This window comes from Ruegeria sp. BG10 (assembly GCF_056538575.1).
The window spans coordinates 1,498,060-1,517,700 of sequence record NZ_JBQFTI010000001.1 but is presented as its reverse complement, the minus strand read 5'-3'; the positions used below and the strand labels follow the sequence as shown (position 1 = coordinate 1,517,700).

The window sequence follows — 19,641 nt, the reverse complement described above, 5'->3', positions numbered from 1 at the left end:
GGGATTGCCGCATGTCAGGTGAAGATAGAGTGACCGGCGTTGCAGGCCACACCGAGGGAGCAAAAATGAAGCAGGAAGTATTTCTGCCCGAGGATTATCGTCCGGCCGAAGACGAACCATTTATGAATGACAGGCAGCTAGAGTATTTTCGTCGTAAGCTGCTGGACTGGAAGAACGAACTTTTGGCAGGCAGCCGCGACACGATCGAAGGGCTGCAAGACAACACCCGTAACATTCCGGACGTCGCTGACCGCGCAAGCGAGGAAACCGATCGCGCGCTGGAACTGCGCACCCGCGATCGCCAGCGCAAGCTTGTGGCCAAGATCGACTCGGCCCTGCGCCGGATTGACGAGGGCGAGTACGGCTATTGCGAAATGACGGGCGATCCGATTTCGCTGAAACGTCTGGACGCACGTCCGATCGCGACCATGACCCTTGAAGCGCAGGAGCGTCACGAGCGCCGCGAGAAGGTACACCGCGACGATTGATCGCTGGAAAATCTGGAAAATTCCGACGCCGGGGCCTGTTGCTCCGGCGTTTTTGCGTTAAGCCATGGCCATGAAATTGGACGGTCTGAAATTCTGTGTCATCGGCGGCGGTATCGGCGGGCTGGCCGCCGCTTTGGCCTTGCAGCAGCGCGGGGCCAGAGTGACAGTTCTTGAACAGGCGCCGGCGCTGACCGAAGTGGGTGCCGGTTTGCAGATCAGTGCCAATGGCATGGCGGTCCTGCGCGCCCTGAAAGTCGAAGGACGTGAACCCGAGGCCGGGCAGTTGTCCTGCGGGACGATCCTGCGCGATTACCGCAATGGCCGCGTTATCAGCGAAATTCCTGCCCCGTCTGCCGGTCCGACCTATTACTACCACCGGGCCGATCTGCTGAATCTGCTGCACCGTGCGGCGGTAGCTGCCGGTGTCGACATCCGGCTGGACGCAATGGTGTCCGAAGTCCGGAAGCATCCGGGTGAAGCCGAGGTGATTCTGGAGAACGGTGACCGCCTGTGCTGCGCATGCGCCATTGCCGCGGATGGCGGCCGAAGCGCGATCCGCCCGGTTCTGAATGGCATCGAGGCACCCCGATTCACGCATCAGATCGCCTGGCGGGCAACTATTCCCTGGTTTCAGCGCCAAGAACGGCCGCGCGCCGCGCTGACGATGGGACCGGGCCGCCATGTGGTGACCTATCCGCTGCGCGACCAGAAGCTGATGAACGTGGTCGCGATCGAAGAACGCTCGGACTGGCAGGAGGAAGGCTGGCGTCTTCAAGGCGACCCGCAGGACCTGCGTGCAAGATTCGCAGATTTCGGTGGACCTGTCCGCGACATCCTGGCCGAAGTGCAGGAAACCCATCTGTGGGCGCTGTTCCTGCGGCCCGTTGCGCAATCCTGGCAGAACGGCAGGCTGGCGCTGTTGGGCGACGCGGCGCATCCCACGCTGCCATTCATGGCGCAGGGGGCCTGTCTGGCGCTCGAAGACGCGTGGATTCTGGTCAGGTCCTTCGAAGAGCAATCCGGTGTGAAACAAGCCCTTGCTGCCTATGAGGCCCGTCGCCGTCCCCGGGCACAACGCGTGGTCGCCGCCGCAGGTGCGAACGCACGAAATTTCCATCTGCGTGGTCCCATGCGGCTGGCGGCTCAGGCCGCCCTGATGGTTGCCGGTTCGCGGCTGGCGCAGAAATACGAGTGGATTTACAGCTTCGACGCGACTGCCTGACGGGTCACAGGTCCAGGTCAACCCAGACCGGAACGTGGTCCGAGGGTTTTTCCTGTCCGCGCGCCTCGGAATCGATCCTGCAATCACGCATCAGGTCCGCGGCCTGAGGGGTCAGCAGAAAGTGGTCGATCCGAATGCCATCATTCCGGTTCCACGCCCCGGCCTGATAGTCCCAGAAAGAATAATGTCCGGGGCCTTGCGTGCGAGCGCGGAAGGCTTCGGTAAAACCAATGTTCAGGATCTTTCGATAGGCGGCTCGGCTTTCCGGCCGGAACAGAGCGTCCTCGCGCCAGGCATCGGGGCGGGCGGCATCTTCGGCCTGTGGTATAATGTTGTAATCGCCGGCCATTAACGCAGGTTCTTCAGTCGCCATCAGATCGCGGGCGCGGTCATACAGCCGCTCCATCCAGGCCAGCTTGTAGTCGTATTTCGGGCCGGGAACCGGGTTGCCGTTCGGCAAGTACAAACCGCAAACACGAAGCGCCTGCTTGCCGATCACAGTGGCTTCGATCCAGCGCGCCTGTTCGTCCGAGTCATCACCGGGCAGACCGCGAGAGACATCCTCAAGCGGCAGTTTTGACAGGATCGCGACGCCGTTGAAGCTCTTTTGCCCGTGCGTTTCAACGTTATAGCCCCGCTCCTCGAACAGCTCGCGGGGGAAGTTTTCGTCTATCGACTTAATCTCTTGCAGCAAAACCACATCGGGTTGCGCGTCATCCAGCCAGCGTGGCAAAGCCTCGGCCCGCGCCTTGATGCCGTTGATGTTGAACGTGGCGATTTTCATGCGCGATCCTCCGAAGCCCCCGGCAACCTATCGCGCATTCAGAACCCAGCGGCAAGTGGTGGCGGGTTTGCGAGGCTCTGCCTCGCGCTCCGAGGTATTATTGGCCAGATGAAGAAACGGATCCTTAACCATTTTCGTCGAAAAGAGTTGGGCGGTACAGGCGGAGGCGCCGATGACCGCGCCAGGTGAAGCTCTCCGGCGGATGGTCGGAGAGCGGATCCCTGCTTCATCTGGCTGAAAATACCTTGGGGGTGTGGGGGCAAAGCCCCCACCGGCGATTACATGGAGAATGACGTGCCACATCCACAGGAGGAGGTGGCGTTTGGATTTTCGATCACAAAACGCGCACCGATCAATTCCTGCGAAAAGTCGATAACCGCGTTTTCGAGAAATGGCAGCGAGATTGAGTCGACAATCACCTTCTGCCCTTTGCCCTCAAGCACGAGGTCGTCCTCTTTTGGTTCGTCCAGCGCGATTTCGTATTGAAAACCGGAACATCCGCCGCCTTCAACCGCGACGCGCAGGGCCTGACCCTGATCCGCGGCACCAATTTCGGCCAGGCGATCAAAGGCGCGTTCCGTGACTGTTGGGGGCAGATTCATGCCGGTCTCCAAAGGTTTATTTCCCGTTCGCCTTACAATATAGAAAGTGCAAGGACAGGCGACAAGGACAAGACCTTTGGACAGAGCGGGTTTTGCCTCGGATCCAGGCCGCGCGCGGGGGCGGCTGGTGCCGGAGGAGGAAAGCAGTTTCCGGTCATGCTTTCAGCGCGACCGGGACCGGATCATTCACGCCAGCGCGTTTCGACGGCTCAAGCACAAGACGCAGGTGTTTGTTGAACATGAGGGCGACAGCTATCGCACGCGCCTGACCCACTCCATCGAAGTCGCGCAGGTGGCACGGACAATCGCCGGGGCGTTGGGGTTGAACCCGGAACTGACAGAGGCCGTGGCGCTTGCCCATGACCTGGGTCACACCCCGTTCGGGCATACGGGCGAGGACGCGCTTCACGCGCTCATGGAACCTTATGGCGGGTTTGACCATAACGCGCAGGCCATTCGGATCGTGACCGAGCTGGAGCGGCATTACGCCGAGTTCGATGGCTGCAACCTGACCTGGGAATGCCTGGAAGGGATCGCCAAGCACAACGGGCCGGTCGCAGGTGAACTGCCCTGGGCGCTGGCCGAGTGCAACGAGGGTTTTGATCTGGAGCTTCACACCCATGCCAGCGCCGAGGCGCAGGTGGCGGCGCTGTCCGATGACATCGCTTATAACAACCACGATCTTTTAGATGGCCTGCGCGCCAACCTGTTTGCGGATGACGAAATCCGCGAATTGCCGATCGTGGGTGCGTGTTATGCCGAGGTGGATCGCAAGTATCCCGGGCTGGACCCGTATCGTCGCCGGCATGAGGCTTTGCGGCGGGTCTTTGGTGTCATGGTTTCGGATGTGATTGAAACGTCACGCACGTTGATCGCCGGTTCAGGCGCGCAATCCGTCGAAGATATCCGACATCTGGGTTACCCGGTGATCCGGTTTTCGAGCGGTCTTTGGACGCAGCTCAAGGAAATTCGGGCGTTTTTGTTCGCTCAGATGTACCGCGCGCCCAGCGTGATGCACGTGCGGGAGGAGGTCAGCAGGGTGGTGGAGGATCTGTTTCCGATCTACCTGAGCGACCCCCGGCAAATGCCTGTGCGCTGGCACCGCGACATTGAGGCCGCCGGTGACGAAACGGCGCTGGCGCGGATCGTGTCGGATTATATTGCCGGAATGACCGACCGGTTTGCCTTGCAGGACCACAAGAGGCTTACGGGCGGGTAATCACTCGACCCCGATATAGGCCAGGGCCCAGACCTGCTGCCCGGCCTGTTCCTGCGCAAGATCCAGATCGTCGGTTGGCGGGAAAACGATCATTGTGGGGCCATAGCCGCCAATTCCCATTGGTGAACCGTCCGCGTGGGTGGCCACGATAGGCTGGTGCGCTGCGATGCTGTCCCATGGAATTTCAGACTGGTACCCATCCATCGCCATCGGCCGCGCCACTTTGCCTTGGGCGCCGGCCATGATCATGATATCCGACAGGCGTGGTCCGGAAAACGAGATCTCGCGCTGATGACCTTCGGGGCCATAGGGTATGGTGATCTCGACCTGTTCCAACCCGTCCAGCATCGGCGCGTCAAAGCCCGCGGCCCCGTCGTGCCGGACTTCGAGGAAGCCCAGCAAACCTCCGTCATTCTCGCCACGCGCCGGAAGATTGGTTTCGGTCACCGCCCCGCCAAGGGTCAGAAGGACATGGCCCTGTGGGGCCGGCATATCGGCCCAGACCGGCAGCGCGGTGGTCAGAGCAATGGCAAAGGGCAGGGCTAGGCGCATAATGTGATCTCCTGTCGGTGGATTTTTCACCGACCTTAGTCCGGTTTGCGGCCAAACCAAGCTGAAATTTTAGGCGTGCATTGACGTTGCCGTGTTGCGTGGTAAACCGCCGGGCAAGCAAAAGGACATCCAAATGAACCTGTTTTCCGAGATCCGCGACCTCGTACTGGACGCGCTGGCGCAGATGCAGTCCGAAGGCGCGCTGCCCGAGGGGCTGAGCTTTGACAACGTGGCTGTTGAACCGCCGCGAGACGCCGCGCATGGCGACATGGCGACCAACGCGGCGATGGTGCTTGCGAAACCGGCGAAAAAGAAGCCGCGCGACATTGCCGATGTACTGGCCGGGAAACTGGCCGCCGATGACCGGATCACCAGCGCCGAAGTGGCGGGGCCGGGCTTTTTGAACCTGCGACTGGCTTCGTCGATGTGGCAGGGCGTGCTGGCGGCCGTACTGGCGAAGGGCACGGATTACGGTCGTTCGACCATGGGGCAGGGGCAGAAAGTCAACGTTGAATACGTGTCTGCCAACCCGACCGGCCCTCTGCACGTGGGTCATACGCGGGGGGCTGTGTTCGGCGATGCTCTGGCAAGCCTGCTGGCCTATTCGGGCCATGACGTAACCCGTGAGTATTACATCAACGATGGTGGCGCGCAGGTGGATGTTCTGGCGCGTTCAGCCTACGAGCGGTATCGCGAGGCCAACGGGCTGAGCCCCGAGATTGCCGAGGGTCTCTATCCCGGCGACTACCTGATCCCGATCGGCGAGGCGCTGAAAGAGAAGTATGGCGAAAGCCTGATCGACAAGCCCGAAAGCGATTGGCTGGAAGAGCTACGCGAGTTCTCGACCGACGCGATGATGGACCTGATCCGTGCTGACCTGAAGGCGTTGGGCGTCGAGATGGACGTGTTCTTCTCAGAAAAATCGCTCTATGGCACAGGGCGGATCGAAGCAGCTCTGCAATCGCTGACCGACAAGGGCCTGATTTATGAGGGCGTTCTGGAGCCGCCCAAGGGCAAAAAGCCCGAGGATTGGGAGCCGCGCGAGCAGACGCTGTTCAAATCGACCGAGCATGGCGATGATGTCGATCGTCCGGTTAAAAAATCGGACGGGAGCTGGACCTATTTCGCCCCGGATATCGCTTATCACTATGACAAGGTGACCCGTGGCTTTGATGCACTGATCGACGTGTTCGGCGCGGATCATGGCGGCTATGTCAAACGGATGAAGGCGGCCGTCTCCGCGCTGTCCGATGGCAAGGTGCCGCTGGATATCAAGCTGACGCAGCTGGTGAAGCTGTGGAAGAATGGCGAACCCTTCAAGATGTCGAAACGGGCAGGGAACTTTGTCACCCTGCGCGATGTGGTCGGTCAGGTGGGCCCGGATGTGACCCGTTTCGTGATGCTGACCCGCAAGAACGACGCGCCTTTGGATTTCGACTTTGACAAGGTGCTGGAGCAGAGCCGCGAGAACCCGGTGTTCTACGTGCAATACGCCCATGCCCGCGTGATGAGCGTTCTGCGCCGCGCGGCTGAGGCCGGGATTGCGGCGGATGACGCAACCCTTGCCGGCGCTGACCTCAGAAGGAACGATCATGCGTCCGAACTGACCGTGGCCAAGAAGCTGGCCGAATGGCCGCGTCTGGTCGAAATCGCCGCGCGCACCAATGAGCCGCACCGCGTTGCCTTTTACCTGTATGAGCTTGCCGGGGATTTCCACGCGCTTTGGAACAAGGGCAATGACGAAACCCAACTGCGCTTTATTCAGGATGGCGATGTTGCCACAAGCCAGTCGAAAATCGCACTGGCGCGGGCTGTTTCTGTTGTGATTTCAGCGGGCTTGGGTATTCTTGGCGTCACTCCGGCGCAGGAGATGCGGTAACAAACACCGCCCGAAGCACCGGTTTGAGGTAGGCAAGAAATGACCCGCACGCCTTGTTTTCCGGCGTGAATCGGGCGGTGAGGCGGAAATGGCAAGTTACGATTACTCGGGGCAGATGCGCCCCGAGCAGATGCATTACACGAATCAGCCACATCCACAGGATGGGTACGCGTATTCAGATGAAATGCAGGGGTATGAGGAAGCGCCGTGGACCTCGGGTCTGGGGCGTATTGTCAACGCAATGGGGGCTTTCGCTTCACTGGCGCTGGTCGCCGGGATCGGGCTCTGGGGTTACAAGCTGGTAATGCGGGACGTGAGCGGTGTGCCTGTGGTGCGCGCCATCGAGGGTCCGATGCGCATACAGCCCGAAAACCCTGGCGGAACACCTGCCGATCATCAGGGTCTGGCTGTTAACGCCGTTGCAGCGGTTGGGACCGCTGCGCCGCCGGCGGATCGCCTGATCCTTGCGCCGCGGCCGGTCTCTCTGACGGATGAAGACACGCCGGTTGAACCCCTGAAGCCGACCAAAGCTGTCCATGTGGTCGAAGAAGAGATATCCGATCAGGAAGCCGCCGAACTCCGGCAGGGCGCGGTTGATGCGCTGGTCGCTGAACTGGCCGGCGAGGCCGCCGGGATTGAGGACCCTGCCGCGCAGGGTGTGCAACTGCCCGCACTCTCCACACCCGAGGAAGAGCCCGCGATTGATCCTGCTGATCTGGCCGCGCAACTGCCGGATCCGGAGCTTGCCGCGCTGCCGGGGGTGCGCCGGTCCTTACGCCCGATCACACGTCCGGCGCGGGCGACGCCCAGCGGGGTTGCATCGAACAGCAACACCGAAGCCGCAATCAACGCCGCGGTCAAAGCTGCCGTAGGTCTGGATATCGACCCCAACGCATTGCCCAAAGGTACGCGTATGGCGCAGCTTGGTGCTTATGAAAGCGCGGATGTGGCGCGTGCGGAATGGGATCGTCTGAACGGACGGTTCGGCGAATATATGGATGGAAAACAGCGCGTTATCCAGAAAACTTCAAGCGGCGGACGCACCTTTTACCGTCTGCGCGTTCTTGGGTTCGCAGATCTGAGTGACTCGCGTCAGTTCTGCGCAGCGCTGGTGGCGCAGGGGGCTGACTGTATCCCGGTTGCCGTGCGGTGACATTCGGTGCCGCGATCACCGATGCCGAAGGGCTGCGCCTGACGGACGGGGAAAAGAAGCTGTTCCGTGAAATGAACCCGTTTGGGTTCATTTTGTTCGCCCGCAATATCGAAAGCTCGGATCAGGTCCGCGCCCTGTGCGATGACTTCCGCGAGGCGGTGGGCCGCAACTGCCCGATCACCATCGATCAGGAGGGCGGCCGGGTTCAGCGCCTGCGCGCCCCGCTGGCGCGCGAGTGGATGCCGCCGCTGGATCATGCCGCGCGTGCGGGGGATCAGGCCGAGCGCGCCATGTATCTGCGCTATCGCCTGATCGCAAATGAACTGTTCGAGCTGGGCATCGACAGCAACTGTGCGCCGATGGTGGATCTGGCACGGCAGGAGACGCACCCGTTTCTCAGGAACCGTTGCTATGGCGCAGATCCGCTTAAGGTTTCCGGGATTGGCCGCGCGGTTGCGAACGGGCATCTAGACGGCGGTGTGCTGCCTATTATCAAACATATGCCGGGGCACGGGCTGTCCACGCTGGACAGCCATCACGACCTGCCCCATGTCGACCTGACGCCGGACGCGCTCGAACAGGCTGATTTCGCACCGTTCCGCGCCCTGAACGATCTGCCGATGGGGATGACCGCGCATCTGGTTTACGACCGGATCGATCCGCAGCCTGCCACGATCTCGGCCACGATGATCGGTTTGATCCGCGAGAATATCGGCTTCGACGGTCTGATCATGACCGATGATATCTCGATGAAGGCGCTGAGCGGCGCGCCTGACGAGATTGCCCGTCTGGCGCTGACCGCAGGATGCGACGTGGTTTTGCATTGCAACGGATCGTTCGAGGCGCGCGCAAGGGTACTGGAGGCTGCCGGCGAAATGTCGGATCAGGCGCAGTCCCGCGCAGAACGGGCACTGGCCATGCGCAATGCCCCGCAGGAACTTGACATCCCTGCGGCCGAGGCGGAACTATCTGCCCTAATGGGCGGGCAGGTGTATGAACGATAACCTTTTCAGCGAAGACCCGGTCTCGGTCGCGGATCGTCTTGCGGCCGAAGCCTTGATCGTGGATGTCGACGGGTTCGAAGGCCCGCTCGATGTGCTGTTGATGCTGTCGCGCACGCAAAAGGTCGACCTGCGGAAAATTTCGGTTCTGGCACTGGCACAGCAATATCTGGCCTTTGTCGAAAAGGCCCGGGCGCTGAGGATTGAACTGGCGGCGGACTATCTGGTCATGGCCGCCTGGCTGGCGTTCCTGAAATCCCGTCTGCTGCTGCCACCTGACCCGGATGACGAAGGCCCGTCGGGCGAGGAACTGGCCGCGCATCTGGCCTTCCAGCTGGAACGCCTTCAGGCCATGCGCGATGCCGCTGCGCGTCTGATGGCACGCGACCAGTTGGGGCGCGATTTCTTCAAGCGCGGGCAGGGTGAGGATATCACCCGCATCCGTACCGTGACTTATTCAGCGACCCTGCTGGATCTGATGCAGGGTTATGCCCGCATTCGAACCCGCGACGAATTCCGCCCCTTTGTGATGGACCGCGACGCCGTGTTTACCATGGAGCAGGCGCTGGAGCGGATGCGCCCTCTGATCGGGTTTGCGGGCACCTGGACCGATATGGAGACCTATTTGCCCGACGGTTGGGATGCCGACCCGGTGCGCCGCAGGTCGGCCACGGCGGCGACCTTTGCGGCCTCGCTAGAACTGGTGAAAGAAGGACATATGGAGATCAAGCAGAGCGAGACCTTTGCCCCGATCCATCTGCGCAAGAGGACCGACACACGTGACTGACGCCCCCCAAGACGAAGGCACCGGCACCCTGTTCGAGGCGCCGCCGATGGCGGAACAGGAACGCATGGTCGAGGCTGTTTTGTTCGCCAGTGCCGAACCGGTGACGATCACCGACCTGGAGGCGCGGATGCCCCATGGCAGCGACGCGGCGCAAGCGGTTGAAATGCTTCAGAAACGCTATGAAGGGCGCGGTGTGCGCGTGGTCCGTGTGGGCGAAGCCTGGGCCATTCGCACCGCGCCGGATCTGGGGTTCCTGATGCAAAAGGAAACGGTCGAGACCCGAAAACTCAGCCGCGCCGCGATCGAAACGCTGGCCATCGTCGCCTATCATCAGCCCTGCACCCGGGCCGAGATCGAGGAAATTCGCGGTGTCTCGGTATCGCGCGGAACCATCGACCAGTTGCTGGAGATGGAATGGATCCGTCTGGGCCGCCGTCGCATGACGCCCGGCCGTCCGGTGACTTTTGTGGTAACGCCGCAATTTCTGGATCACTTCGGACTGGAAAACGCCCGCGATCTGCCGGGTCTCAAGGAATTGCGCGCGGCCGGATTGCTGGAAAACCGACCACCGCCGGGCACGATCCCGTTGGGCGAGGGGCAGGAAGACGAAAACGACGAAGACCAGACAGAACTGTTCGAGGAAGAGTGATCGCGCGGCCCTTTTGTAGCCGCAAATTTCACGTATGTTGAGGTCAGGAAACGGAGTTGTGCAATGAATGCCAATCGGATCATCGACATGATTGTGCGTCAGGTCATGCGGCGTCTTGTGACAAAGGGTGTCGACAAGGGCTTTGACATGGCGAGCCGCATGGGGCGCAAATCGGACACGAATGCGCCTGCGTCCAGCCCTTCTGACGCGGAACAACGCAATACGGGCCACCACGCCCCAAGCATGAAGCAGGCGCAGCGGATGACCCGCCAGATGCGCCGGTTCATGAAATTCTGATCAGCCGACCGCTTTGAAATGCTTGGACAGTTTCAGCCCCTGTCCCTGATAGTTCGACGCGATGCCCGCGCCATATAGCTGCGTGGGCATTTCGGCCATCTTCTCATAGACTAGCCGTCCGACGACCTGACCGTGCTCCAGCACAAAGGGTGCCTCGTGGCAGCGAACCTCCAGCACGCCGCGCGAGCCGGCGCCGCCGGCCTCTGCATGGCCGAAACCGGGATCGAAAAAGCCGGCGTAGTGAACCCGGAATTCGCCGACCATTGCCAGATAGGGGGCCATTTCGGCCGCGTACATGGGCGGGATATGCACCGCTTCACGGCTGACCAGAATATAGAACGCGCCGGGGTCCAGAATGATGCGGCCGTCGGTGGTGCGCACCTCTTCCCAGTATTCCTGTGGGTCGTATTCGCCAATCCGGTCCAGATCGATCACGCCGGTATGTGGTTTTGCGCGATAGCCGACAAGGTCGGTGTCGGGCAGTTGCAGATCGACCGAAAACCCAAGCCCGTCCTGAATGACGGCGGGGCCATCGACCAGCGGCGACTGGGAATGCAGCGCGGTGAGTTCGCCATCGCTGAGAACAGCCTGACCCTGCCGGAACCTGATCTGGTTCAGCCGCATCCCTGGACGGACCAGCACCGAGAAGGAACGCGGGCAGATTTCGGCATAAAGCGGGCCGGTATAGCCTGCGGGCACCCGGTCGAACTCGGTTCCGCCATCGGTGATCGTGCGGGTCAGCAGATCGAGCCGCCCGGTTGAGCTTTTGGCATTGGCCACGGCAGTCACGCTGTTCGGCAGGGCGAGCGATTCCATCAGCGGCACCAGATAGACGCAACCCTTCTCCAGAACCGCGCCATCGGTGATGTCGATGCGGTGCATCTCAAACTCGGCCAGACGATCCGCGACCGACCGGCTTTCGCCCGCCAGAAACGACGCGCGCACCCGGTAAGCCACTGTACCCAGACGCAAATCAAGGCTGGCAGGCTGAACCTGTGCGGGGATGATTTCGGGGCTGGCGGTGATCTCACCGCGTGCAATCATGCCTTCGATCTGCTGGTTCGGGCATACGCCGGTCATTCCGATCCCCCATGATGCCAGAGCGGGATCTGGCCTGTGTGCCATAAACGTCGGTGTGATTTGGTCGGGCTAGCAGGACTCGAACCTGCGACCTTCCGTCCCCCAGACGGACGCGCTACCAGGCTGCGCCATAGCCCGACGTTGGAGTGTTCATAAAGACTTTCCCGGCGGGGGCAAGAGGAAATCATCGCCTTTTTTCTTATCCCGCCGTTCGGTTTTCGATCCGGTCAAGAACGGCGCGCAGGTCTTTTGCCACCGGCGCAATCTGCCGCAGCAACTGGTCGTCAAAATCGGTCCGGTTCCAGGCTTGCGTGGCGATTCCGCCCAGCAAGGGGCTTTCGTCCAGGTATTCCGGTTCTGGGCTTTGTGGCGCGGCCGGTGCGGCCACTGGCTTGGCTTCACCCAGGTCCAGATCAATCTGTTCACTTGCAGGGGCAGGCTTGGCCGAAAACGGCACAACCACACTGTCATTTGGCGACGGAGCAGGCTCGGCCGCGTCCTCAAGGCTCTGCGACAGCGAGGCGACATGCGCCACGCCCTGCTCGCGCAGGATGCGTTGGACCCCTTTGATCGTGATGCCATCTTCGTGCAGCAGTTTCTTGATGCCGCCCAGCAAGCGCATGTCGTTGGGCCGGTAATATCGCCGGCCGCCGGCGCGTTTCACAGGTTTGACCTGACTGAACCGGCTTTCCCAGAATCGCAGCACATGAGCCTGAACGCCCAGCCAATCCGCTACTTCACTGATCGTGCGAAAGGCGTCGGGGGACTTGCTCATGACCGTGCCGTCCTGATCTTACTTGCGGTTCCCTGCGGCGACGCGATCCTTCATCAGATGCGACGGGCGGAAGGTCAGAACCCGGCGGGGTTGAATCGGAACCTCTTCGCCGGTCTTGGGGTTACGGCCGATACGGGCGGTTTTGTCACGAACACTGAAGGTCCCAAAAGAAGAAATCTTGACCTGTTCGCCACGAACCAGCGCGTCCGACATATGGTTCAGAACGCTTTCAACCAGCTGCGCGCTTTCGTTGCGTGACAGGCCAACCTCACGAAAGACGGCCTCGCTCAGATCCATTCTGGTCAGTGTTTTATCGCCCATGCCATTTCCCCTGTTGATACCAGAGCATATGGTGGCGGGAAATTCGCTGTCAATATCAATGAATTGCGGCTGTGTGTGTAAGCCGAATTGCGCCGGTTACCAGCGCAGGACAACCGAGCCCCAGGCCAACCCGCCACCGATGGCTTCGGTCACGATCAGGTCGCCCTGTTTGATCTGACCACGCTGTTTGGCAACGGACAGGGCGAGCGGAATGGATGCGGCCGAGGTATTGCCGTGATCCTGAACGGTGACCACCACGTTTTCCATCGGCAGGCCCATTTTCTTGGCAGTGCCCTGAATAATACGGATATTTGCCTGATGTGGCACGATCCAGTCCACATCGGCACTGGTCAAGCCCGCGTTCTGCAAGGCAGTTTCCGCCGTTTTGGTAAGCTTTTCAACCGCATGGCGGAAGACCTGATTGCCCTGCATCCGCAGATGGCCGGTCGACTGGGTCGAGACGCCCCCATCCACATAGAGAAGGTCCTTATACCGCCCGTCCGAGTTCAGGTCGGTCGCCAGGATGCCGCGATCCTGCGCGGTGCCTTCACCGTCCTGTCCCTCGAGCACCAGCGCGCCGGCCCCGTCACCGAACAGTACGCATGTGGATCGGTCCGACCAGTCCATGATTCGCGAGAATGTTTCGGCCCCGATAACCAGAACGCGTTTGGCCTGACCGGACAGGATCAGCGCATTTGCGTTGCTCAGCGCGAAAACGAACCCGGCGCAAACGGCTTGTACGTCAAAGGCGAAGCCTTTCGTCATGCCCAGACGCGCCTGAACCATTGTCGCGGCAGAAGGGAAGGTCAGATCAGCGGTCGACGTTGCCAGAACAATGGCGTCGATGTCTTCCGACGTCAGCCCCGCATCGGCCAGCGCGGCCTCGGCCGCGTTCGTGGCCAGATCCGACGTGGTTTCCCCGTCGGCTGCAAAATGGCGCCGTTCGATACCCGAGCGGGTTCTGATCCACTCATCCGACGTATCGAGCGTCTTTTCAAACTCAGCATTCGGAACGATGCGCTCTGGCAAATAATGTCCGACACCTACTACAACTGAACGGCCTGCCATGCTGGGGTACTGCCTTTTTGTTATTCGCCCGCCTTTGGCGGCGCGTGGGCGGCATCTTGTGCAAGCTCGGCTGTCGATGCAACCCGTGCCGCCAATTTTTCGGCAAATCCCGACTGGGCCAGGGTAAAGGCCAGCTTGACTGCCGCTGAAACTCCGGTCGCGTCGGCGCCGCCATGCGATTTGACGACGGTGCCGTTGAGGCCAAGGAAAACCCCGCCGTTAACACGGCGCGGGTCGATGCGTTTTTTCAGGCGCTGCAACGATGTGATCGCAAGAACCGAGGCAAGACGGGACAGAGGCGAATACTTGAACGCCTCACGTAACAGGTCCCCGATCAGGCTGGCGGTGCCTTCGCCGGTCTTGATGGCGACATTGCCGGTAAACCCATCGGTAACAATGACATCGGCCTTGTCGCCGGGAATATCGCTGCCTTCGACGAACCCGACAAAATCGAAATTCGCAGGCTCCGCGAAATCCGCGATCATCGCGTGGGCTTCTTTAAGCTCGGCGCGGCCCTTGTGTTCTTCGGTGCCGACATTCAGCAGACCGATACGCGGACGTTCCAGCGCCATACCGTTACGGGCATAGGACGCACCCATCAGCGCAAATTGCAGCAGGTCCTTGGCGTCGGCGCGCACATCCGCGCCCACGTCCAGCATCACGTTGAACCCCTGCGGGTTGCGTGACGGCCACAGAATCGCAATCGCCGGGCGGTTCACACCCGGCAATTTGCGCAACCGCATCATCGACAGCGCCATCAGCGCGCCGGTGTTGCCGCAGGAAACGGCGCCATGCGCTTCGCCCTGACGCACCGATTCCAGCGCCGACCACATCGAGGTCTGCTTGCCGCTGCGGACAACCTGGCTGGGCTTGTCCTCCATCGTGACCACGTCGGGGCAATCACGAAAAACGACGCGCCCCTGCAGGACACGCCGTTTGGCGACAAGTTTGCTCAGTATCTGTTCAGGCCCGTGCAGGATGAACGCGATGTCGGGGTTCTTGTTTGCCGATTTGGCAATGCCCGCCACAACAGTAGCGGGCCCCGAATCTCCGCCCATAGCGTCAACCGAAATTGTAATCCGTCCGGTTTGCGTGGGCTGTTCTGTCATGCCTGGCCTGCGCTTTTAAAGGCTTAGGCCGCGTCTTCGTCCAGGTCGATTTCGTCGGCCTGAGCGACGACTTCGCGGTCATCATAGTGGCCGCAGGCTGCGCAGACGTGGTGCGGGCGCTTCAGCTCGCCGCAGTTCGGGCATTCGTTCGGGTTTGCAGCAACCAGAGCGTCGTGTGCGCGGCGGTTGTTGCGACGCGACTTGGAAACTTTGTTCTGTTGGACGGCCATGGTCTCAACCTTTGTCTACTAAGGGCCAGCAGATTCGCTGCCAGCCGGGTTTCATTCTTCGTTTTTCTCGTGGTTTGACGCGCGTTTAGGGGACGAGCCCCGCAATGTCCAACCCAAATTCCGATGAGCGCGCGAAAATACTGCGATTCTCGACATGTTCAAGCGATTTTTCTGAGCGCCTGCTATGACAGGAAAACAGACCTATGTCACTCGTCTTTTTTCAGCGCGTCGCGCAATCCTGCCAGCCCGGCGAACGGCTTGACGTCTTCGTCCGTCATCGCCTGCTTTCCCGGTTCGGTATAGTCAGCCTGACCCAGTTCCGCCCCGTCCTTGCGCGGATATTGCGGCAGGGCCAGCGACAGCGCCTCGGTCATGACAAGGGCGGGGTCGATCTCCGCGCCAAGCTTTTCGGTCTCGTCTCCCTCGGGGATTTCGAACTCGGGCTCATCGGGGTCCTGCCAATTGGCCAGAAAGACCCGGGTCACCGGGATGTCGATCCGCGTGGTGACCGGTTCCAGCGTCACGACGCAGGGCTGAATCACCGTGGCCCCCAGTTTGCCCTTCAATATCCAGTCGCGCTTGCCTTGTGCCCTTACGTCACCCACAAAGCTGAGCTTGCGCAGACCCAGAAGGTCCAGATCCGCTCTGATTGCGTCCAGGCCCTTGGCATCAGGGCGCAGATCGAAGGGTGTCGGCGCGTTTTGGGGCAGGTCGGCCACCCGCAGAGATGTCTGGTTGCTCATTCGTGACCCTTTCCTGTGTTGAACCGGGGCTGCGGTTTCTGTAATCGGATAGGGGCCGCAAGGGTCCAAGGCAAGAGGGTGTAAATGTTGAAGGTTGTGAACGGGTTGAAACCAGCGTCGAAAACGCTTGTCTTTGCGGCCTGTCTGGCAGTTGCCGCCGCGTGCTCGCCGGTCTTCAAGAATCACGGATATGTCCCGACGCCCGAGGATCTGGCCGAGATCAAGGTGGGCGTCGATACCCGCGACACCGTGGTTGAAGCCGTTGGCGCGCCCAGTTCCTCTGGCGTGGTGCGCGATTCCGGGTTCTATTACGTGCGCTCGCGCATTCGCCATTATGGCCCCAAACGGCCCGAAGTGGTCTCGCGCGAGCTGGTCGCGATCAGCTTTGATGACCGCGGGGTCGTGCGCAATATCGAAAGGTTTGGTCTTGAGGACGGCGTGGTCGTGCAGCTGGATCGCCGGGTGACCGAGTCGACGATCGAAAATCAGGGCTTCCTGCGTCAGATCCTTGGTAATATCGGCAACTTCAACCCGGCCAATATCCCCGGCGCCAATTAATTTTTAGCCAGATCTTGTTATGGTCACAGGACAGTCACACGTCTTGTGGTAGGAACACGGCAAGATGACTCGGGTCAGCAACCCCGGAGGATGCGACCATGGCACTATTGCTTGGCAAAGGCCGATATCGCGCGCGGCTGGCGCGGACGCCACAGGATGTCGTGTCTGCACAACGGCTGCGGACGCTGGCGTTTGGAACGGAACAGACCGATCAGGACGAATTCGACCCGGTCTGCGCTCATATTCTGGTCGAAGATATGCGCGAAGGTGGGCGGTTGGTCTGCTGTTTCCGGATGCTGACGATGGAGAACGGCGGTGAAATCGGCCGCAGCTACTCGGCCCAGTTCTATGATCTTTCGGCGCTGGAGGATTTCGGCGGGCGGATGGTTGAGATGGGACGGTTCTGCGTGCACCCGGACTGGACAGACCCGGACATTCTGCGCGTCGCTTGGGGCGCCATGACCTCATACGTGGATCAGAACGGCGTTGAAATGCTGTTTGGCTGTTCGTCTTTCGCGGGGACCGAGACGTCGGAATATCTGGACGCGTTTGCAATGCTGAAGCACAGGCATCTTGCCCCCAAACGCTGGTTACCACGGGTCAAGGCACCAGACGTATTTCGGTTTGCGGCCCGTTTGCGCCGCCGGCCTGACGCCAAAAAGGCGATGCTGCGGATGCCGCCCTTGCTGCGCACCTATCTGATGATGGGGGGCTGGGTCAGCGACCATGCGGTGGTCGACCGCCACATGAACACGCTGCATGTGTTCACCGGGTTGGAGATCGGGGCAATTCCCCCTGCGCGCAAACGGCTGTTGCGGTCTGTGGCCGGGTAATCGCCGTTGACGCCCTGCGCCTGCCGGTTTAGCTGGCGGGCATGGCGAGAATTCCTTTGTTGCAGATGTCCGGCATTTCCCTGACCTTCGGGGGTGATCCGGTGTTCTCCGAGCTGGATCTGGTGGTGCAGCCGGGTGACCGCGTTGCGCTGGTTGGGCGCAACGGCTCGGGCAAATCCACCTTGATGAAAGTGATGGCCGGGCTGGTTGAGCCCGATCATAGCGACATCGTTGTTCCGCCTGGAAAGTCAGTAGGTTACATGGAGCAGGACCCCGGAATGGAGGGGTTTGCCACACTGGGCGACTATGCTTCGAGCGGGTTGGAGCCGGGCGAGCTCTATAAGGTCGAGCGGGCCGGCGAAGGGCTGAAATTCGACCCGTCCCGCGCGGTCGAGACGGCCTCGGGCGGGGAACGGCGGCGCGCGGCGCTCGCCAAGCTGATGGCCGAGGCGCCCGACCTGATGCTGCTGGACGAGCCGACCAACCATCTGGATATCGAGGCCATCGCCTGGTTGGAACGAGAGTTGGGGGCCACACGGGCGGCCTTTGTGCTGATCTCACATGACCGCGCCTTTCTGCGTGCCCTGACGCGCGCGACGCTGTGGATCGACCGCGGCGCGGTGCGTCGGCAGGAGCAGGGGTTCGCAGCGTTCGAAACCTGGCGCGACAAAGTTTGGGAAGAAGAAGATCAGCAGAGGCATAAGCTGAACCGCCTGATCAAGTCCGAGGCCCGGTGGGCGGTGGAAGGTATCAGCGCGCGCCGCAAGCGCAATCAGGGGCGGGTGCGCGCTTTGCAGGCGTTGCGGGCGGAGAAAGCGGCGCAAATCAAACGTCAGGGTTCGGCCGCCATGGCGCTGGAGTCCGGCCCGAAATCCGGGCGAAAAGTGATTGAGGCCAAGGGTTTGTCAAAGTCCTTTGATGCACAGCAGATCGTGCGAAACTTCGATCTTTTGGCGCAGCGCGGTGACCGGGTGGCCTTTGTCGGCCCGAATGGTGTCGGCAAGACCACGTTGCTGAAGATGCTTCTGGGGCAGGTCGAACCGGACGAAGGCACGGTAACGCTGGGCACCAACCTCGAAATCGCGGTCTTTGACCAGAGCCGCGCGCAACTGGACCCCGAGATGTCCCTGTGGGACAGCCTGACCGGAGACCCCGAGATGCGGGTGTCGGGCAAGGCGGATCAGGTGATGGTCGGGGGCCAGCCCAAGCACGTGGTCGGATACCTCAAGGAGTTTCTGTTCGACGAGCGTCAGGCAAGAGCGGCGGTCAAGTCCCTGTCCGGCGGGGAAAAAGCGCGGCTGCTGCTGGCCAAGCTGATGGCCAGACCCTCGAACCTTCTGGTGCTGGACGAACCTACGAATGACCTCGATGTCGAGACGCTGGACCTCTTGCAGGAGTTGCTGGACGACTATGACGGCACCGTTCTGCTGGTCAGTCACGACCGCGATTTTCTGGATCGCGTTGCCACGACGACCATTGCGATGGAAGGCAATGGCCGCGCGACCGTCTATGCAGGCGGATGGTCTGACTACATCGCCCAGCGGGGCGATTTGGCGAAAAATAATGTCGAAAAGACAAAGTCTTCTAAGCCGAAAGTAAAGCACGAAAGCCAATCGAAGCCGGGCCTTTCCTTCTCGGAAAAACACCGTCTGGATAAGCTGCCCGCCGAAATTGCACGCCTTGAAGCGGAAATCGGCAAGCTGGAAGAGCTAATGTCCGATCCGGATTTGTTCACCCGCGAGCCGGTCAAGTTTCAGAAGGCGACAGAAGCCTTGGTTGAACGACAGGAGAAACTGACCGCGGCCGAGGAAGAATGGCTGACGCTAGAGGAAAAGGCCGAGGGCGGCTGATTGCGCTTCCGCAGTCGCGGCGGCGGTTCCGCCCTCGGGCCGACAAGTTACCCGATGCCCGACATCTCATTCAGCGTGAATGCAGCAACCGCGCCGTCGGTGGCTTCCATATAGGCGGCCAGGTGAGGCGCGTTCATGTGGGTTTGCCACAATTCGCGGTTCCGCCAGTTCTCATAGAAAACAAAGAAGCCGGGGTTGGAGTTGTCGACATGCAGGTCGTATTGCAGGCAACCTTCTTCAGCGCGGGTAATCGGGATAAGCTTTTCCAACTCGGCGCGCACAAGGTCTTCCTTGCCGGGTTCGGCGGTGATCTGGGCGAGGATGGTCAGGATCATGGTCTGTCCTTCGGGGTTCAGATTGCGATGACCCCGGATATGTGACATAGCTGTAATTCACGCAAGTACGCACTATTTGTGCCATTACACATCATTTGTATACTGT

General features: G+C 60.9%; 23 protein-coding genes and 1 tRNA gene. 12 read left to right on the top strand and 12 right to left on the bottom strand.

Annotated features, from left to right (window positions below; genetic code table 11):
• Nucleotides 1–65: 65 nt before the first annotated feature.
• Together dksA and ACR0D8_RS07505 are read left to right on the top strand one after the other, a co-directional pair.
• Nucleotides 66–488: an RNA polymerase-binding protein DksA gene (gene dksA, locus ACR0D8_RS07510; protein WP_039531267.1), complete on the top strand. Its 423-nt coding sequence runs from the start codon at nt 66–68 to the stop codon at nt 486–488.
• Nucleotides 489–558: 70 nt separating this feature from the next.
• Nucleotides 559–1,710, top strand: a complete 1,152-nt coding sequence (locus ACR0D8_RS07505) for an FAD-dependent oxidoreductase (protein ID WP_480645558.1) — start codon at nt 559–561, stop codon at nt 1,708–1,710.
• A gap of 4 nt (nt 1,711–1,714) precedes the next feature.
• On the opposite strand, the gene xth is transcribed toward ACR0D8_RS07505, so the two are convergent.
• Both xth and ACR0D8_RS07495 read right to left on the bottom strand, forming a co-directional pair.
• A complete protein-coding gene (xth, locus tag ACR0D8_RS07500; protein ID WP_480645557.1) occupies nt 1,715–2,494 on the bottom strand; it encodes an exodeoxyribonuclease III in 780 nt (259 codons plus the stop codon).
• 278 nt (nt 2,495–2,772) lie between these two features.
• Nucleotides 2,773–3,096: a HesB/IscA family protein gene (locus ACR0D8_RS07495; protein ID WP_475161377.1), complete on the bottom strand. Its 324-nt coding sequence runs from the start codon at nt 3,094–3,096 to the stop codon at nt 2,773–2,775.
• Between the two features lie 76 nt (nt 3,097–3,172).
• On the opposite strand from ACR0D8_RS07495, the gene ACR0D8_RS07490 reads away from it, so the two are divergent.
• Entirely contained in the window at nt 3,173–4,315 is a 1,143-nt protein-coding gene (locus ACR0D8_RS07490; protein ID WP_480645555.1) for a deoxyguanosinetriphosphate triphosphohydrolase, read from the top strand.
• On the opposite strand, the gene ACR0D8_RS07485 is transcribed toward ACR0D8_RS07490, so the two are convergent.
• Nucleotides 4,316–4,867 carry a putative pterin-binding protein gene (locus tag ACR0D8_RS07485; RefSeq protein ID WP_480645553.1) on the bottom strand — a complete coding sequence of 184 codons (552 nt, stop codon included), beginning with the start codon at nt 4,865–4,867 and terminating at the stop codon, nt 4,316–4,318.
• A 133-nt stretch (nt 4,868–5,000) separates the two neighbouring features.
• Between ACR0D8_RS07485 and argS the strand changes: the two genes are divergently transcribed.
• The 6 genes from argS (at nt 5,001) to ACR0D8_RS07455 (ending at nt 10,633) form a co-directional block, all read left to right on the top strand.
• Complete coding sequence (gene argS / locus ACR0D8_RS07480; RefSeq protein ID WP_480645551.1) at nt 5,001–6,746, top strand: arginine--tRNA ligase; 1,746 nt, start codon at nt 5,001–5,003, stop codon at nt 6,744–6,746.
• An 88-nt stretch (nt 6,747–6,834) separates the two neighbouring features.
• Entirely contained in the window at nt 6,835–7,899 is a 1,065-nt protein-coding gene (locus ACR0D8_RS07475; RefSeq protein WP_480645549.1) for an SPOR domain-containing protein, read from the top strand.
• A complete protein-coding gene (gene nagZ, locus ACR0D8_RS07470) occupies nt 7,896–8,903 on the top strand; it encodes a beta-N-acetylhexosaminidase (protein WP_480645548.1) in 1,008 nt (335 codons plus the stop codon). Before ACR0D8_RS07475 ends, nagZ begins: the two co-directional genes overlap by 4 nt.
• Entirely contained in the window at nt 8,893–9,687 is a 795-nt protein-coding gene (locus ACR0D8_RS07465; RefSeq protein ID WP_475161361.1) for a segregation and condensation protein A, read from the top strand. Before nagZ ends, ACR0D8_RS07465 begins: the two co-directional genes overlap by 11 nt.
• Entirely contained in the window at nt 9,680–10,336 is a 657-nt protein-coding gene (scpB, locus tag ACR0D8_RS07460) for an SMC-Scp complex subunit ScpB (RefSeq protein WP_475161359.1), read from the top strand. Before ACR0D8_RS07465 ends, scpB begins: the two co-directional genes overlap by 8 nt.
• Nucleotides 10,337–10,399: 63 nt before the next feature.
• Complete coding sequence (locus tag ACR0D8_RS07455) at nt 10,400–10,633, top strand: hypothetical protein (protein ID WP_480645546.1); 234 nt, start codon at nt 10,400–10,402, stop codon at nt 10,631–10,633.
• On the opposite strand, the gene ACR0D8_RS07450 is transcribed toward ACR0D8_RS07455, so the two are convergent.
• The 8 genes from ACR0D8_RS07450 to ACR0D8_RS07415 all read right to left on the bottom strand — a co-directional run bounded on the left by ACR0D8_RS07450 (nt 10,634) and on the right by ACR0D8_RS07415 (nt 15,959).
• The gene (locus ACR0D8_RS07450) at nt 10,634–11,713 is read right to left on the bottom strand and encodes a 2'-deoxycytidine 5'-triphosphate deaminase (RefSeq protein ID WP_480645545.1); all 1,080 of its coding nucleotides are present in this window, start codon (nt 11,711–11,713) and stop codon (nt 10,634–10,636) included.
• Between the two features lie 61 nt (nt 11,714–11,774).
• A tRNA-Pro gene (locus ACR0D8_RS07445) sits at nt 11,775–11,851 on the bottom strand.
• A 61-nt stretch (nt 11,852–11,912) separates the two neighbouring features.
• On the bottom strand, nt 11,913–12,488 hold the full coding sequence (locus ACR0D8_RS07440) for a MerR family transcriptional regulator (protein ID WP_480645543.1): 576 nt from the start codon (nt 12,486–12,488) through the stop codon (nt 11,913–11,915).
• An 18-nt stretch (nt 12,489–12,506) separates the two neighbouring features.
• Entirely contained in the window at nt 12,507–12,809 is a 303-nt protein-coding gene (ihfA, locus tag ACR0D8_RS07435; protein WP_008755922.1) for an integration host factor subunit alpha, read from the bottom strand.
• 96 nt (nt 12,810–12,905) lie between these two features.
• Nucleotides 12,906–13,877 carry a beta-ketoacyl-ACP synthase III gene (locus ACR0D8_RS07430; protein WP_475161348.1) on the bottom strand — a complete coding sequence of 324 codons (972 nt, stop codon included), beginning with the start codon at nt 13,875–13,877 and terminating at the stop codon, nt 12,906–12,908.
• Nucleotides 13,878–13,897: 20 nt separating this feature from the next.
• Nucleotides 13,898–14,986, bottom strand: coding sequence for a phosphate acyltransferase PlsX (plsX, locus tag ACR0D8_RS07425; protein WP_480645541.1), 1,089 nt, complete (start codon nt 14,984–14,986; stop codon nt 13,898–13,900).
• A 23-nt stretch (nt 14,987–15,009) separates the two neighbouring features.
• Entirely contained in the window at nt 15,010–15,216 is a 207-nt protein-coding gene (rpmF, locus tag ACR0D8_RS07420) for a 50S ribosomal protein L32 (RefSeq protein WP_068331762.1), read from the bottom strand.
• A gap of 206 nt (nt 15,217–15,422) precedes the next feature.
• The gene (locus ACR0D8_RS07415; protein ID WP_480645540.1) at nt 15,423–15,959 is read right to left on the bottom strand and encodes a YceD family protein; all 537 of its coding nucleotides are present in this window, start codon (nt 15,957–15,959) and stop codon (nt 15,423–15,425) included.
• An 84-nt stretch (nt 15,960–16,043) separates the two neighbouring features.
• Here ACR0D8_RS07415 and ACR0D8_RS07410 point away from each other — a divergent pair, with 84 nt between their 5' ends.
• The 3 genes from ACR0D8_RS07410 (at nt 16,044) to ACR0D8_RS07400 (ending at nt 19,200) form a co-directional block, all read left to right on the top strand.
• Entirely contained in the window at nt 16,044–16,517 is a 474-nt protein-coding gene (locus tag ACR0D8_RS07410) for an outer membrane protein assembly factor BamE (RefSeq protein ID WP_480645539.1), read from the top strand.
• Between the two features lie 98 nt (nt 16,518–16,615).
• Nucleotides 16,616–17,350 (top strand): GNAT family N-acetyltransferase, encoded by a 735-nt coding sequence (locus tag ACR0D8_RS07405; RefSeq protein ID WP_480645537.1) that lies wholly within the window; start codon nt 16,616–16,618, stop codon nt 17,348–17,350.
• Nucleotides 17,351–17,391: 41 nt separating this feature from the next.
• Nucleotides 17,392–19,200, top strand: a complete 1,809-nt coding sequence (locus ACR0D8_RS07400; RefSeq protein WP_480645535.1) for an ABC-F family ATP-binding cassette domain-containing protein — start codon at nt 17,392–17,394, stop codon at nt 19,198–19,200.
• Nucleotides 19,201–19,247: 47 nt separating this feature from the next.
• Here the strand turns inward: ACR0D8_RS07400 and ACR0D8_RS07395 are convergent, their stop codons facing one another.
• Entirely contained in the window at nt 19,248–19,583 is a 336-nt protein-coding gene (locus tag ACR0D8_RS07395) for a putative quinol monooxygenase (protein WP_480645534.1), read from the bottom strand.
• Nucleotides 19,584–19,641: the final 58 nt, after the last annotated feature.